We start from the raw sequence: 16383 nt of genomic DNA, 5'->3' as shown, positions 1-16383 counted from the left end.
CCGTCGCGGACGCCGGGGCGGTGGATTCAGGGGTGCGCTGAGGACAGGCGGTTCGATGTCCGATCCTCTACGCCTCTCCCCCCGCCCCAAGCAAGCCTGCTTTCACCGGCCTCAGCCGTATCAGTCCTCCGAGAACAGGTACTCGAGATCGGTGCTCGACAGATTCTTGGCGAAGCCTTCCTCGCCCAGCACGTCGCTGATGGTCTGCGCCTTCTTCTGCTGCAGATCCCAGATCTTCTCCTCGACCGTCCCCGGGCTGATCAGCCGGTACGCGTTGACCGTCCGCGTCTGGCCGATCCGGTGCGACCGGTCGATGGCCTGGGCTTCGACCGCCGGGTTCCACCACGGATCGTACAGGATCACGTAGCTGGCGGTGGTGAGGTTCAAACCCGTGCCCGCCGCCCGCAGCGACAGCAGGAACACGCAGGCCCGCTTCTCCTCCTGGAAGGCGGTCACCACCTCCTGGCGGTCCTTGGTGTTGCCCGTGAGGATGTGCGTGGCGATCTCGCGCGTGCCGCACTCCTTCTCGATCAGCTTCAGCATCTCGACGAACTGCGAGAACACGAGGACCTTCTCCCCCTTCTCCAGCAAGGGCTCGAGCAGCTCGAACAGGGTCTCCGTCTTGCCCGAAGCGGTGTTGCTCCCGACCAGTTGCGGATGGCAGCAGATCTGCCGCAGCCGGGTCAGCGCCGCCAGCACATGCATGCGGCTCTGGGCCAGCCCCTTGGTCTGCAACGCCTGCATCACCTGGTCCCGGCTCCGCCGCAGCTCCGCCAGGTACATCTTCCGCTGCTCCTCGCCCAGTTCGCAGTCGCGCCGTTCCTCGATCCGGTCGGGGAGGTCCTTGGCCACCTGCTGCTTGAGACGGCGCAGCATCAGCGGACGCAGCTTCGCCGACAGACGCCGCCGGTTGATCCGCTGGCCCGCCGGGTCTTCCCGCGGCGCTTCGTAGGTCTCGTTGAAGTCCACCTGGGTGCCGAGGTAGTTCGGCTGGATGAAGTCCACGATGCTCCACAGGTCGAGCAGCCGGTTCTCCAGCGGCGTGCCGGTCAGGGCCAGCCGCGTCTGCGCCTTCAACTGCTTCACGCACTGCGTCACCTGGGCGCCCGGGTTCTTGATGAACTGCGCCTCGTCCAGCACCAGCGCCTGGAAATCGAACTTCTGCAGCTCCTCCAGGTCCCGCCGCAACAACGCGTAGTTGGTCACCACGATGTCGAAGTTCGGAATCTGCTTCCGCAACTGATGGCGCATGTACCCGCTCTCCATCACCAGCACCCGCATCGCCGGCGTGAACTTCTCGGCTTCCCGCCGCCAGTTGTGCAGCACCGACGCCGGACAAATCACCAGCACCGGCTTCGAACGTTTCCCGTGCTTCAGCTTGAGCCACAGCAGCCACGCCAGGGTCTGGAGCGTCTTCCCCAACCCCATGTCGTCGGCAAGAATCCCGCCCAGCCGGACGTTGTGCAGATGACAGAGAAAATCGAAGCCCTCCTTCTGGTACGGGCGCATCTCGGCATCCAGCCCTTCCGGAAGCTCCACCTCGGGCACCCCCTTGAACTGGCTCAACCGCTGTCGCAGCGCCCGTGCCTCCGGCGAATCCCCGAACTTCTGCAGCGCCCCGTCCTCCAGCGACTTCGCCTGCACCATGTCCACCTTCTGCGCAATCGGCACCAACCCGTCCACGCCCAGCTCCGCCATGGTCTCGTGCGCCTGCGTCACCGCCTCCGTGTCCAGTTCCACCCATCCCGCGTCCGGCAGCTTCACGTACCGGCTCGTTGCCGAGGCCAGCCGCTGCAGATCCGCCGGGGACAGCCGCATCCCCTCCTGCTCCCACTCCGCCGACACCGACAGCCAGTCGATCCCGCTCCCCCGCACCAGCAGCTTCGGCTTCAGCTTGCGCGGTTGCAGGAACAACCGCTGGAAGGCCGGGTTCCCCAGAAACTCCGCCCCCGCCGGCTTGCTCGACCACACCAGCGACAGCGTCCCCAGAAAGTTCTCGTTCGCATCCCCCACCCACACCCCGGGCTCCGGCGTGAACCAGTCGAGCCGGCGCAGCCACGCGATCGCGTCGTCCAACCGCGCGTCGTCCATCAGGTCCGGCTTCTCCCCCTTGCGCGTCCCCGGCCCCGCATAGACCCACTCGTGCCCGTTCCATTGCCAGGGCGACTGGTCCCGCTCGCTGATCGCCATCAGCCGCAACCGCACCACCTCCTCGCTCAGCTCGAACACGAACTGCGGCTGCGCCGCGTGCGTCGTGCACAGGCTGTCCCAACGGTTGTCCTCCTTGGAATGCGCCCGCCGAAGCTGGGTCAGCAGCCGGTGGCTCAGCTTGCGAATCGGCAGCACGGGCTTCTCGAGCAGCCCGCTCAACAACCGGTTCGCCGGCGGATTCTCCACCAGGTGGAACTCCCCGCCCACCAGCACCAGCGGCAGCTCCCCCGAAAAGAAATGCGCCTCCTCCAGCGGAAACGCCCCCCCAGGCGTGGCCAGCGAATGCGCCAGGCTCAACTCCCGGTCCCCATTGTCCAACCGGTAAATGAACCGCGCCAGCTGGCCCCGGAACCGCAGCGGCGCATGCGGCTCCGCCACCGCCAGCATCCGCTCCAGCCGCCCCCACCTCAACAGCCACCGCAGCAACTCCACCCCCTCGATCAGCAGCGGCTCCGGCATCGGGTCCCGCTGACGGTAGTTCTCCGCCAGCCAGCGGATCAGTTCCCAGTCCTCCGGCGGAAACAACTCCTGCTCCTGCGTCGCCCGCAAGGTCAGCTCGATCACCTCCTGCAACGTCCGCTCCTTCTGCCCCGTCCGGCTCCGCACCACATTGAACGTGATCGCCAGCCGGCTCAGCCCGTCCCCGTTCTCCCCACGCCGCGCCTCGCACAACACCCGCAGCCCCGCCCGCGGCGAATCCAGATGGTCCGGCGCCGGAGGAAACAACCATCGCTCCAGATCCCCCACCATCTGCTGGTCCCGCTCCGCCTGCTGCTGCTGCGCAAACCGCTCGAAGTTCGCATGGCTCAACAGCTCGTTCGGCAGCGCCCGGTTCGCCCGCAAAAATAAATGCGCCGTCTCCTCCAGCCGCGCCTTCCCCTGCGCCGCCATCAACCGGGTCCACCAGTCGTCCCCCGGGAAATCCCGGCGCGCCAAGGACAACTTCTCGAAATAATCCTCCAACAACAGCCACGCCCGCTGCCGGTCCGCGCAGGCCGCAAACTGGTTCAGAATCTCCGTCCGCTCCGCCACGGCGCTCTTCGAATCGGACAGCTCCCGTCGCAGATCCGCCAGCGCGCCATAGGCGCGCCCAAGCACGTTGTGGTGGGCGTCGTACCGCGCCGCGGCGGCTGACGAGCGAATGACGGGAGTCCCGGTGTTCTTGCGACCTCTGGGCATGGTGTCGTTAAAAAAAAGCCCTCAACGAATCTTCATTGCCGCACAGCGCGACATCACGGGTCAATGCATTATTGGGGATTAATAGGGTTGTCTGCCCCATTCCCGCCCGTTCCCAAGCCTTTCCCGCGTGACCCGGAACCCGGGGACTGCTACACGACCGGGCCTCGTGACCGCTCCGATCCCCCACCCATGAAGCGCTCCCCGGAACGGCGCATCGTCTCGATCGCCGCAGCCCTCTTCGCCCTCGATCAACTCACCAAGTGGATCGTCGTCCATCGACTCCCCCTCGGCCGCGAGGTCGAGGTCATCCCCGGCTTCTTCCGCTGGGTCCACTGGGGCAACACCGGCGCCGCCTGGAGCCTCTTCCACGATAACAATCATCTCCTCGCCGCCGTCTCCGCCCTCGCCCTCGTCGTCCTCTTCATCGCCCGCCACTACTTCGAGGCCCATACCCGCCCCGGTCAGGTCGCCCTCGGCCTCATCCTCGGCGGCATCGCCGGCAATCTCCTCGACCGCATCGTCCACCGCCACGTCGTGGATTTCATCTACTTCCACCTTCACCGCCGCGACGGCGTCGAACTCGGCTTCCCCGCCTTCAACATCGCCGATACCGCCATCTGCACCGGCGTCGGCATCGTCTTCCTGCTTTCCTGGCGGTCCCACCCGGATTCCCACCAGCCTCCCAACGCCACCGCCCCCCCGCCATCCCATCCAGCACCGTAACACCCCGCCCCCCCCGGCCGCTTGGTGTCCACGCTTCAGCGTGCCCGCACCCTCCCACCCATCCCTTCCCAACTCCACCCCGCCCCCCATCCCACGCAATCCCCCAACCTCCCCACGCCCCCCAAGCGCTTGGTGTCCACGCTTTAGCGTGCCCGCACCCTCCCACCCCACCCTTCCCAACTCCACCCCCCTACAACAGCAGCTCCGCAATCTGCACCGCGTTCAAAGCCGCCCCCTTCAGCAACTGGTCCCCCGACACCCAGAACGCCAGCCCGTTCTCCATCGCGCAGTCCCGTCGAATCCGCCCCACCTGGCAGTTGTAAAGCCCGCTCGCCCGCAGCGGCATCGGGTACAGCCCCGCCTCCGGCTCGTCCACCACATCCACCCCCGGCGCCCCGGACAACACCTCCCGGGCCAGCTCCGGCGTCACCGGCCGCTCGAACTCCGCGCTCACCGCCACCGAATGCGCCCGGTACACCGGCACCCGCACACACGTGATGCTCGCCCGGAACGTCGGATGATGCATGATCTTCCGCCCCTCGTTCTGCAGCTTCATCTCCTCCTTCGTGTACCCGTCCGGCAAAAACCCATCCACCTGCGGAATCACATTGAACGCGATCGGATGCGCATAGACCTCCGTCGTCGGCTCCCGCCCCGCCTCCACCTCGCCCACCTGCCGCCGCAGTTCATCGATCGCCTTCGCCCCCGTCCCCGACACCGCCTGGTACGATGACGCGAAGATCCGCACCACCCCGAACGCCCGGTGCAGCGGATGCAGCGCCATCAACGTGATCGCCGTCGTGCAGTTCGGATTCGCCAGGATCCCACGGTGCAGCCGCACATCCTCCGGGTTGATCTCCGGCACCACCAGCGGCACCGCCTCGTCCATCCGGAACGCGCTCGAGTTGTCCACCACCACGCATCCCGCCCTCGCCGCCAGCGGCGCATACTCCTTCGAGATCGCCCCCCCCGCGCTGAACAGCGCCAGGTCCAGGCCCCCGAACGAATCCGCCTTCAATTCCTCCACCTTCCACTCCCCACCCCCGGCCTTCAGCACCCGCCCCGCCGACCGCGCCGACGCCAGCAGCGTCAGCGAGCTCAGCGGAAAACGCCGCCGCACCAGCGTCTCCACCATCTCCACACCCACCGCACCCGTGGCTCCCACCACCGCCACCCGAGGATTCCGATTCATAAGAGCCGGCGAGCTTACCCCCCCGCTCCCCCATGTCAAAGCTCCCGAATCGCCCGCCACCGCCGCCGGTGCATCCCCAAGGTGTCGGTGAGGAGGCAGCCAATCGGAGGGACGAGCTCCGCGAGTCCTCATCCCATCGCTCCACACCCGTACGACCCTGTGGAACTCGTCCCTCTCCCCTCGAAATCGGGATCGCGATCGATGCCGCAGGCCCTCCCCCCATCCCCTCCACCCTTGCCGCTCCGCAACACCGCCACCCCCCGCTTCCCTCCACCCATTGAACCCAACTCCCAATCCCGGCATCCTCGTCCCCCATGTTGACCTTCAGCGGCCTCTCCAAAGCCTACGGCGGCCGGACGCTCTTCGCCGACGCCGCCCTTGCCTTGGTGGCCGGCGACCGCGTCGGACTCGTCGGCCCCAACGGCGCCGGCAAATCCACGCTGGTCCGCATCCTCCTCGGCCAGGAAACCGCCGATGACGGCACCGTCGCCTTCGCCCGCGGCACACGCGTCGGTTTTCTCCCCCAGGAAAGCGCCCCGGCCGGCGACGAAACCGTCCTCGATCTCGCCCTCGGTCACTCCCACCCCCCCGGCGGCGATCCCGCCTCCGCCCCGGAATCACACCCCATCCCCGCCCCCGTGGACGGCGAAACGGTCGCCCGCGCCAAACGCATCCTCGCCGGCCTGGCGTTTCGCGAGTCCGACTACGACCGCCCCGCCCGCCAGCTCAGCGGCGGCTGGGTCATGCGCGCCCACCTGGCCCGCCTCCTCGTCTGGGAACCCGACCTCCTGATGCTCGACGAACCGACCAACCATCTCGACCTCGAAGTCCTGCTCTGGGTCCAGGATTACCTCCGCTCCTATCCCGGCGCCCTCCTCCTCATCTCCCACGACCGCGAGTTCCTCAACCGCCTCTCCACCCACATCGTCGAACTCCGCCAGGGCCGCCTCTTCAAATACACCGGCAACTACGAAAGCTACCTCTCCCAGCGCGAAGCCACCGAACGCGCCCTCGCCGCCACCGCCAAGGCCCAGCAGCGCCGCATCGATCAACTCCAGGAGTTCGTGGACCGGTTCCGCGCCAAGAACACCAAGGCCACCCAGGCCCAGAGCAAGATGAAGCTCATCGAGCGGCTCCGGGAGGACCAGGTCGATTGCCCCGACATCGACGGCCCCACCGTCGGCTTCCGGTTCCCTCAACCGGAACGCAGCGGCCTCCGCGTCATCCGCCTCGACGGCGTCCGCTTCGCCTACGGCGACCTCTGTGTCTATCCCCGCCTCGATTTCTCCGCCGAGCGCGGACAACGCATCGTCCTCGTCGGCCCCAACGGCGCCGGCAAATCCACCCTCCTCAAACTCCTCGCCGGCGTCCTCCAGCCTCAGGCCGGCGAACACGCCCTCGGCCATAACGTCCGCGCCGGCTATTACGCCCAGTACCGCCTCGACACCCTCAACCCCGACCGCTCCGTCCTCGAAGAGGCCCTCGACACCCCCCAGCGCGTCACCGAAACCGCCGTCCGCACCGTCCTCGGCAGCTTCCTCTTCCGCGGTGACGATGTCTTCAAGCCCGTCAGCGTCCTCAGCGGCGGCGAGAAAAGCCGCCTCGCCCTGGTCAAACTCCTCCTCGACCCGCCCAACCTCCTCCTCATGGACGAGCCAACCACCCACCTCGACATGCCCAGCGTCGATGCCCTCATCGCCGCCCTCCTCCAGTACGCCGGCACCCTCATCTTCATCAGCCACGACGTCCATTTCATCCGTTCCATCTCCAATCACGTCGTCCACGTCCGCGCCGGCCAGCTCACCCACTACCCCGGCGGTTACGAGTACTACCTCGACAAAACCCGCCAGTCCGCCCGCGACGGCCTCACCGGCCGGGGCGCCGCCCTCCCCGACGCCCGCCCCGCTTCCGCCTCCCCTTCCCCAACCGCCCCCGCCGAACCGTCCCGCAAGGACCAGAAGCGTGCCGCCGCCGAAGCCCGCCAGGCCCAGGCCCGCGAACGCCGCGACCTCCAGCGCCGCGTCACCGACCTCGAAAAGGCCATCGCCTCCCTCGAATCCCGCGAAAAGGAACTCGTCGCCGAACTCGAAGACCCCGCCACCTACCAGGCCCCCGGCCGCGCCGTCGCCATCAACCGCGAACTCCAGGACCTCCACCAGGATCTCCCCCTCCGCCACGCCGAATGGGAACAGGCCGCCGAAGCCCTCCAACGCCTCGAAACCCCCTGACCCCCTCCTCCCTCCGCCTTCCGCCCTCCTCCCTCCGCCTTCCGCCCTCTGCCCTCCCCGTGTCCCCGACTCAAAGCCTCCTCTCCCCCGCCGAAGAACGCTTCGAAAACGTCCGCCGCCGCCTCGGCTTCGTCGCCGGCCCCATTCTCTTCCTACTCGTCTGGTGCCTTCCCATTCCCGGCCTCGATGAACCCGCCCACCGCCTCCTCGCCGTCATCGCGCTCGTCGGAGCCTGGTGGCTCAGCGAAGCCCTCCCCCTCGCCGCCACCGCCCTCATCGGACCCGCCCTCTGCGTCGTCCTTGGCGTGGCCAACGCCCGCGATACCCTTCGTCCCTTCTCGGATCCGGTGATCTTCCTCTTCCTCGGCGGATTCCTCCTCGCCGAGGCCATGATCAAGCACGGACTCAACCGCCGCATCGCCCTCACGGTCCTCGCCCTCCCCCGCGTCGGCTCGCATCCCCTCGGCCTGTTCGCCGGCTTCGGCCTCCTCACCGCCTTTCTCTCCGCCTGGGTCTCCAACACCGCCACCGCCGCCATGATGCTCCCCATCGCGGTCGCCGTTCTCCGCGAACTCGCCACCCGCCAGGACCCCGAAGCCGGCCAGGCCCACCGCGACTGGCGCCATCAACCTCATGCCACCAGTCTCATCCTCGTCGTGGCCTTCGCCGCTTCCCTCGGCGGTCTCGCCACCCCCATTGGCACCCCCCCCAACCTCATCGGCATCGGCCTCATCGAACGTTCCCTCGACCGCAAGATCGCCTTCTTCGAGTGGATGCGCTTCGCCCTCCCCGCCGCCCTCGTCCTGACCCTCCTCCTCATCGCCCACTTCCATCGGGTCCACCGTCACAGCCATGCCTGGAACGGGAACGGCGCCACCTGGATTCGGGCCGAAGCCGCCCGCCTGGGTCCATGGTCCCGCCCCCAGATCCAGATCGCCGCCGTCTTCGGCTCCGCCATCGCCCTCTGGATCCTGCCCGGTCTCGTCGCCCTCCTCGCCGGTCGCGACGCCCCCGCCTCCCTGTTCCTCCGCGAACGACTCCCCGAGGGCATCGTCGCCCTCCTTGCCGCCGGCCTCCTCTTCGCCCTCCCCGCCACGGCCGGAAAAGGCGCCACCGAACGCACCCTCGCCTGGCCCGACGCCGCCCGCATCGACTGGGGCACCATCCTCCTCTTCGGCGGCGGCATGGCCCTCGGCGACCTCATGTTCACCACCGGACTCGCCCGCTGGGCCGGCGAAGGCATCGCCGCCGCGATTCCCAATCCCTCCGTCTTCTCCCTCACCCTCCTTTTCGCCCTTGCCGGCCTCATCGTCAGCGAAGCCACCTCCAACACCGCCTCCGCCACCATGATCGTTCCCGTGGCCATCGCCGTCGCCCAGGCCGCCGGCGTCGATCCGCTTCAACCCGCCATCGCCTCCTGCCTCGGCTGCTCCCTCGGCTTCATGCTCCCCGTCTCCACCCCGCCCAACGCCCTCGCCTACGGCTCCGGCGCCGTCCCCCTCCTCAGCATGGTCCGCCACGGACTCTGGCTCGACCTCGTCGGCTGCGTCGTCGTCGTCGCCTGCGTCCTCGCCCTCGCCCCGGCCCGCTGACATCCGTTCCACGCTTGACAGCGCCCCACACCCATTGCCGACCCTCTCCCCGTCCCCCTCCCCCCCACCCCCTGCCGCCCCATGAACCTCCCTCCCGAAACGCCCCCCGACCCCCTGGCCACGGTCCTCCGGCGCATCTTCCTTGCCCAGGCCCTCCTCGTCGCCGGCGTGGTCGCCCTCGTCATCATCGGCAACCGCTTTCCCGGACACCTCGGCTCCGTCCCCGGATCCCTCCTGCTCGGCGCCCTCGGCGGCAGCCTCTCGCTCCTGCGCCGCCTCAAGGGAGGCTCCGACGACGTCGTCGCCCGGTTCGCCACCCATCTCACCGCAGTCATCATGCCCCTCGTCTATGGCGCCCTCATGGCCGGCGTCGCCTATCTCCTCTTCATGTCCGGCATCCTCACCGGCGAAGGCGGACAAGGCCTCTTCACCAGCAACCTCTTTCCCCTCTTCACCTCCCCCGAAATCCCCGACGGCACCCTTCTCAGCATGCAGCAGGTCCTCCAGATCCGGCCGGCCACCGTCCAGGACCTCGGCAAACTCCTCGTCTGGTGCTTCCTCGCCGGATACTCGGAAAGCTTCATCGTCGGCATCCTCGAAGTCCTCGAACGCCGCCAGCAATCCCCCGCCCCCCCCCGCACCCCCTAACCCCCCCCCCAACAACCACAGTCTTAATCTTAATCTTAATCTTAATCTTGATCTTGATCTTGATCTTGATCTTACTCTCAATCACCCCCCCGTAAACCTCGAAGATTCCCAATCAATCAAAGTGCATGTCCTCTCGAAGGACGAGTACCGCCCTTCGGGCTGAGTACGAGTACGAGCACGAGCACGAGCACGAGCACGAGCACGAGGCCTGCCGCAGGAACCTGCGAGGCGCCCCCCCTCGGAACGGTGCATCCCGCAGTTAGGGTTGAGTACCCAGCGCATCGGAGGGCCGAACCCCGCGCGTCCTCGTCCCAAAACCTGCAGGCACACCATTTCGAAGGTCGCCTTTGACCCGGCCCGACAGGCTCGATCGTGCCTGCACCTCCCACTCCGCGTGGAAACTGAATCTCACCCTTCAGCCTTCAGCCTTCAGCCTTCAGGTTTCAGGTCTCAGGTCTCAGGTCTCAGGTCTCAGGTCTCAGGTTTCAGGTTTCAGGTTTCAGGTTTCAAATCCCTCCCATTCCCCGTTCCAACTGGCGAGGGCGAGGCCTGCCGCAGCAACCCGCGATACGCCGAAAAAAGTTCCCCAACAAGCCTTGACCCCTTCCCGTCACATTGATTACAACCACGCTCAATCCCCGAGAGGGCCCATGCAACGAATCGGCCAAACAGCGCAACGATGAACGCCAAACCCATGCTCGCGACCCTTTGTGTCCTCATGCTGGCAAAAAGCGGGGTCCTGGCCAAGTCTCTGGAGATCGCAGGAGCACTAACTTACACAACCGATTTCTCCGGAGAAACGGTACACCGCTCGCATGAGTTAAGGGCTTCAATGGATGACCAATCTCTATTGATTGTCACGATCTCCCCACCTCCAGGGGGAGGTAGGTATGGCTCATTCGGTTCGTGTCAGGTCACGGATCTTATCGAAGAAGGTGTCCATTTGACAATGATGGACTGCGAGAGTGGCAATCACCCCAGGAGTGTCACCTTCGAGCGAACCGAATACATCACGGAACTTGCAAACTGCGGCGGAACAGTGCAGGGCCTCATCTACCTGGCGTTGCGTGCGGAAAGGGCCTTTCCAGAAGGCAGTCCAGGACGACGCTTTGCGCCCCCTTGGACGACTACAGGATATGGCGATGGACTGATCATGCGGGCAGACTACCGATGGACCCATCCAACGCCCGAACATCTCGAGTTGACAGGTGAAATAACGGTGGACGCCAATCTGAAGCGTCGCTGGCGGGACTCGGAGCTTCTCTTCGCTGCTTCCGCAGATCCCGAGGTCATGAGATATTCGGAGGCAACGGTTGCGAGGTACACTGAAGGCGCCCTTGTTGGATACTTTAAAATGGCCGATTTCGCCGTCGTCGGCCGCCATCGGGTACCGCGCCATGTTGAGTTTGTTCAGGTGGGACCGGATACAAGGAACACCGGAACCAACAATGGGGCTCCAGGTCCAATAGCGACCCATCGAATCGAAGTTCGGGAGATTCGAGAAGTCGAAGCAATCCCTTCCCTGCTGCCCATCCGGGCCGACAGGATACGCGTCTCGGATCGCCGGCTCCATGACCGCCATCTGGGGATATACTCTGTTGGCTACGACACGAATGAACTATCGTCCGTTGAAATCGCTCCCATCGCCAGGGAGTTGTTCTTCACCAAGCAGGCTGAAATGAGGCGGGCAAAGCGTGTCGAAACCCTTCGGAAGGCCTCGCTGAGAACTGCACTCGTCCTTGCCCTGCTCCTGCCGCCCCTCCTCTTCATCCACAAGCGAGTCCGGGGCCGACACCCTGAACACTCCATCCGCACATGAACCATGGTGGGGAGCGGTGCAAACGTCGCCAATGTCGCCAATCGGCGCTTCGGAGGGCCGAGTTCCACGAGGCCGCAACGGTAAGGAGCGTTGGGTTGAGGACTCGCAGAGCTCGTCCCTCCGATTCGCTGCCTCCCCACCCTCGCAGCCGTTGTGCTCCTGGTCACCGCAATCGCCAAAGCGTGGAGTCTGGCATTCCCAGTAGGAGCTGTACGTCTCGGAACCGATCCGGTGTTCGGAGTCGATTTCAGGAAGCTCCTTTCCGGCGTGATTCTTCTGGAGATCGCGGTCGCCGTCTTTGCCATGTCCAGGCCTCCTGTCGAAGGCCTCTTTGCCGTCGTCTGGCTCTCCATGCTGTTCGGGGTCTATCGCCTTGCCGCGTGGCAGGTCGGATGGAAGGGCACCTTCGGCTGCCTGGGAGCCCTGCCGGACCTCCTTCGGCTCTCATTCGCATCGCAGGATTCGCTGGCCATCGGCGTCCTGGCATTCCTTTTCATGGGAAGTGTAACTCTCCTGCCCAAAAATTTTACACCAGCACGCCCCAACCCGCGCTTCAGCCTTTCCCCCAAGACGCTTCATTAACGCGATGAATAATCACGAGGCAACCGGCTGCTCACGGCCCCACCTGACACACGTGCCCAAGCCCCTGAATTCGATCTACCTACGAGGCATCGGCTCCAGCCTCGTTGCCGCATGGTTCTTCCTGGCGCCGCCTGTGGACGCAGCACACCGTTTTGAGGGCCTTCTGACCTTCGAGACCTATGATCGCAGCAATGCAGTGGACTTTGTCCGCACTGTCGCCTTCACCGTCGAAGTTGAGAGCAGTCAGCGCTGGATCATTCAGTGTGTCGCAGAAGTGGATGAGTCGAGCGCCCGATCCAGCCCAAACCCAACGCGCACAGTATTCAAGAACCAGGAACAGGATCTGTACGTCCTGACCGACTTTCCGGATCGCCAGCGGACCAATGAGGAGAACCGGCCATCAATAACCCGCAACCTCGAGATTTACCGGGAGGACTTTCCGCCTCAGGACGCCTTCTATACCGGTGCTCTATGGCTCGCCTACTGCGCATCACTGCCGCTCAAAGAGGTGGTCCCAGGACGCCTCCGCCCGGTCCTCAACATGAACTACGAGCTGGCTCGGGAAGCCACCATGCCTTACACGCAGGAGGTGGATCATGCCGGCAATGTACTGCAAAATCTGGTGTTTACGGAAACTTCGACCGATTCGGCGCACCCATGGCGGGCAATGCAGTTTCGAACGCTTGCCGTTGACTTCATCAATGGACTTTCGTACGTCGCGGCGTTCGAAGTCGCAATGTATCGGGCCCACCTCGGTGCTGATGGCATCCTTCAGGAGATCCCGATTGCCTCTCTTAGGGGAACATGCAGGCGGGCCATGAAGCTCTCCGAACCGATTGCATTTCCTCCCTTGGATGAGCGAGGCCCCATTATCGTGACCGACGACCGGTTGCGCCGTTCGGGCATCACGAATGTCACCTATCTCGCCACCAACGGAATCCCCCTGCCAGCGGAATCTCAGGACCTGCGAGAACGTTTTGAGCGCCAGCTCTTGAGGGAACGCCGCTTCCTGGAAGTTGCTCACCACGAGTCGCAAGGACGGACCAAGACATGGGCTGCACTCCTCACTATCCTGGCCGTCGTTCCGACAATCGGCTTCATTGTCTGGCGCCGAAAAGGAAGCGCATCCTGAGAGAATTTGTACCCGGGAGCAGTCTCAAATCAGAGTTAAATCCGTACAACAACCCAACCAACCATGAAAGGCCATATGAACCGCTGCAGTCGCATCTTGAAAGTCTGTGCTTTAGCCTCAGGAATCTTCGCTGCCACCCTCGTTGCCTACGGTGAATGGATTCCCATGAATCCATGAATAATAGCAACCCATGCTCGAATAACAGCAGGCAAAGATACCGGTTGGGTTCTCCGAGTACTGGCCTGGCTAGTACGTTGCCGCTAACTCTGGCAGCTCTGGTCCTGCTCGGATCGACATGGGTTGCGCAGGGCGCCGGATTTCGGGCGCTGGGGAAAGTCACCTACAGAACCTATTCGCTTGAGGGAACAGTGGAGGCAACATGGACAAAAGAATTCGAAGCCGTGGTAGAGGGAAATCTGAGCTATGTTTCCTCATCCGGTGACGGAATGGCCGTTTCGAAGTATGAGTACTATGGTGACGGAACGAACTCGTATCGTTTGACGCATGTCAGTCAACCCGTCGTTGGGCAGGAGGTGGTGGAGTTCAAATCGGGGAAGATCACCACAAACGTGATTTCGGAGGATCGGCACCTCAGCCTGATTCCGCTGAACGTTGAAATCAATCCATGGGTTGTACCGATTGTGGACATGTCGTTCACAACTCCCGTCTGGTTGGCATATTGTTCGACCGCCTATTTCCAATCAAGGACTGCCAATCAGGTTCTGCCGATAACAATTCTAATGCACGAGGTCCTGGCCTCAGGAGTCACAGTCCCTGCCAAATGGACCCTCCATCCTTCCGAACCCAATCTTTTGGAGCGCGTCGTGTATTTATCGGACGGAAAGCAGTATCGCGCCGGGCCCGACGGAAGACTGGAGGCAGGGAAGCCAAAGGCAGCATTCCATGGCTGGACGACAAATGTTACCTACACAGTGTCGCAGTGGACGAATGCATCCGGGTTTACCGTCCCTCAGCAATTTCAGCTAACGATACTTGTACCAAGACCGGGAGCAAGACAGAGTGCAGACTTGATAATGGCTTCCAGCTATGACGGCTATCTGACGGAATTGCATCCGTCGCTCCATGAACTTGGTTTTCCACCAAGCCTTCCCCCAAAGGTGAGGGTTACTGAAAGGCGCTTCACCGAAGATCCCATTCCTATTGGGGAGTTGGGCTATACCTCGACAAACGGCAGAATCCGCTCGATCGCGGATCTAAAGGACTCGCCGAAGTACATCGATAGACTGAATGATATCCTGGAAGAGCAGCGGCGAGCCGGCAGACGCACTAAAATGTTGGTTGTCTTGTGCATCACGGCCGCCCTGCCAGTTTTGATCCTTCTACTCAGGAGGATCAAGTAGAGAAGGAACAAGACAGTCAACTAAACACAGAGATGCAAATACGAGACAAAATCAGCTGCCGTGGATTTCTGCGAGAATCATGATAATTACTTCGACATTTCCGAAATCAGAGAGGAAAAATCCGAAAGATGCGATTCCAAGAGCGCAAAACTCGGGCCCGGAGTGGAGTCCGGAGGGTGCGGCCAGTGGAGGTTATGACGCAACCAAGAGTCGCCAGTTGTGGCGAACGGTGCGATGCATTTACGCTCGTCGAGCTGATGGTAGTGGTTGCGATTGTCCTAGTTCTCTTCGGTTTGACCCTACCCGCGATTCAGAGCGCTCAACAGCGCGCAGGCGGCATCGCCTGCCTCAACAATTTGAAGCAACTCCAGGTGGGATGGCAGCTCTATGCAGATGATCACAGCGGATCTCTGGCTCTGAATTGGTCAAACAACGAGGGTGGCACCTGGCGAAGCACCAAGAACTCTTGGTGCGGTCCGAGTAGCGCCCCACGTGACCAGGACGAAAAGAACCTTCAAGAGGGAGTCCTGTACTCCTACTGTTCAACGCCACAGATTTTCGTTTGTCCCTCAGACAATTCTCCAGTCCTCGATTCGGGCAAACGCCGCTCCCGAAGCTATTCTGTCAATAGCACATTTGCTGGAAATTACTCATTTCGAGCGCATCCCCACCCTCGATTTGAGACCCTTCGAAAGATCGAGGAGGCGGGCGGTCAGGCTGCGACGCTCTTTGTCTTCGTGGACGAACATGAGATGTCGATCGATGACGGACACTTCCTTGTTTGGCCGCGTCCTGAAACCACTCGCCCCAATACACCTGCCGCTCGTCATAACCGCGCCGGCACATTTTCCTTCGCCGACGGACACTGCGAAACCCGCCGCTGGCTAGGTAGCATGCGCGCGGTCAAGGCAGGCGGAATGCCTCTCGTCGGCAAGCAATTGAAGGACCTCCACTGGCTCCAGGACCATGCACACATCAGGTGAGTTGCAGTACCAAATTCAGCGAATGGTCAACTTACGTGGCCTCTCCCGGAGCTTGGTGCCGATCCGCGGCATTCGGCTACTATCTGCATCTCTAATGTTTCTGATGACTGTCGACATTCGAGCGGATGCACCTGAGGGTGCGGCGTCGTCGCTTGGCGCCGCAACAAGCGCCGATTCGCCAGAAACTGCCGACTTCAGAAGTTTTCTAGAGAGGCCGCCTTGGATTAAAAGAGTTGTCTTTGGACGATCCGGCGAACAGGATCGCGTCATCGAACCAGGCAAGAGACCTCGGTCCCACGCGGGCGTTATCTGGATGGAGGGGGCAATCCAACCTGCAACTGCCTATCTCAAGGCGCTTTCGAATTCGGTCGCTGGTGCCAACAAACTAGCGGGCAATGGCTCAATCGTTGGCTTCTCCCGCGGGCAAGCTTGGGCGCTCTCTGGCGATAGCGCGGAGTTGGTTTTCTCCAATTCGCAAGATGGGATCACTAACTCAACGGAATTGCTCGAGCAAAGCGTCCAAAGCCAAATTGATGAAATTCGGAGAATGATGCGCCTCGGGATTCATCATTTAAAGCTCGGATCACTCCGGTGGCTATCTGGTGAAGAATTCGAGGCGGCCAGCGAAGGCGGGTTTGGCGTCATTAACGGCAATGCCACCGGCTGGGCCGAAAATGTCCCGAACGAGATTCGCTATATCGTTGAACGGGCTCCCGAGCACGAATTCATTGGC

Annotated in this window: 12 protein-coding genes; 10 read left to right on the top strand and 2 right to left on the bottom strand. The window is 63.2% G+C overall.

Annotated features, from left to right (window positions below):
• Positions 1–120: 120 nt before the first annotated feature.
• Positions 121–3390 (bottom strand): DEAD/DEAH box helicase, encoded by a 3270-nt coding sequence (locus KF833_12205; GenBank protein ID MBX3746059.1) that lies wholly within the window; start codon positions 3388–3390, stop codon positions 121–123.
• Between the two features lie 189 nt (positions 3391–3579).
• Here KF833_12205 and lspA point away from each other — a divergent pair, with 189 nt between their 5' ends.
• Positions 3580–4113, top strand: a complete 534-nt coding sequence (gene lspA, locus KF833_12200; protein MBX3746058.1) for a signal peptidase II — start codon at positions 3580–3582, stop codon at positions 4111–4113.
• Between the two features lie 190 nt (positions 4114–4303).
• On the opposite strand, the gene KF833_12195 is transcribed toward lspA, so the two are convergent.
• Positions 4304–5305, bottom strand: a complete 1002-nt coding sequence (locus tag KF833_12195) for an aspartate-semialdehyde dehydrogenase (GenBank protein MBX3746057.1) — start codon at positions 5303–5305, stop codon at positions 4304–4306.
• Between the two features lie 314 nt (positions 5306–5619).
• Between KF833_12195 and KF833_12190 the strand changes: the two genes are divergently transcribed.
• The 9 genes from KF833_12190 to KF833_12150 all read left to right on the top strand — a co-directional run.
• On the top strand, positions 5620–7533 hold the full coding sequence (locus KF833_12190; GenBank protein MBX3746056.1) for an ABC-F family ATP-binding cassette domain-containing protein: 1914 nt from the start codon (positions 5620–5622) through the stop codon (positions 7531–7533).
• Between the two features lie 59 nt (positions 7534–7592).
• Positions 7593–9125 (top strand): SLC13/DASS family transporter, encoded by a 1533-nt coding sequence (locus KF833_12185; protein ID MBX3746055.1) that lies wholly within the window; start codon positions 7593–7595, stop codon positions 9123–9125.
• Between the two features lie 81 nt (positions 9126–9206).
• The gene (locus KF833_12180) at positions 9207–9773 is read left to right on the top strand and encodes a hypothetical protein (protein MBX3746054.1); all 567 of its coding nucleotides are present in this window, start codon (positions 9207–9209) and stop codon (positions 9771–9773) included.
• 694 nt (positions 9774–10467) lie between these two features.
• The gene (locus KF833_12175) at positions 10468–11592 is read left to right on the top strand and encodes a hypothetical protein (protein MBX3746053.1); all 1125 of its coding nucleotides are present in this window, start codon (positions 10468–10470) and stop codon (positions 11590–11592) included.
• Positions 11593–11745: 153 nt separating this feature from the next.
• The gene (locus KF833_12170) at positions 11746–12174 is read left to right on the top strand and encodes a hypothetical protein (GenBank protein ID MBX3746052.1); all 429 of its coding nucleotides are present in this window, start codon (positions 11746–11748) and stop codon (positions 12172–12174) included.
• A 52-nt stretch (positions 12175–12226) separates the two neighbouring features.
• Positions 12227–13306 (top strand): hypothetical protein, encoded by a 1080-nt coding sequence (locus KF833_12165; GenBank protein MBX3746051.1) that lies wholly within the window; start codon positions 12227–12229, stop codon positions 13304–13306.
• A 254-nt stretch (positions 13307–13560) separates the two neighbouring features.
• Positions 13561–14667: a hypothetical protein gene (locus KF833_12160; protein MBX3746050.1), complete on the top strand. Its 1107-nt coding sequence runs from the start codon at positions 13561–13563 to the stop codon at positions 14665–14667.
• A gap of 194 nt (positions 14668–14861) precedes the next feature.
• Positions 14862–15650 carry a type II secretion system protein gene (locus KF833_12155; GenBank protein MBX3746049.1) on the top strand — a complete coding sequence of 263 codons (789 nt, stop codon included), beginning with the start codon at positions 14862–14864 and terminating at the stop codon, positions 15648–15650.
• 94 nt (positions 15651–15744) lie between these two features.
• A partial coding sequence (locus tag KF833_12150; GenBank protein ID MBX3746048.1) for a hypothetical protein occupies positions 15745–16383 on the top strand: 639 nt, incomplete at its 3' end.

Source organism: Verrucomicrobiia bacterium, from assembly GCA_019634625.1.
Lineage (GTDB): Bacteria > Verrucomicrobiota > Verrucomicrobiia > Limisphaerales > CAIMTB01 > CAIMTB01.
This window is presented reverse-complemented; position numbering and strand designations above follow the sequence as displayed.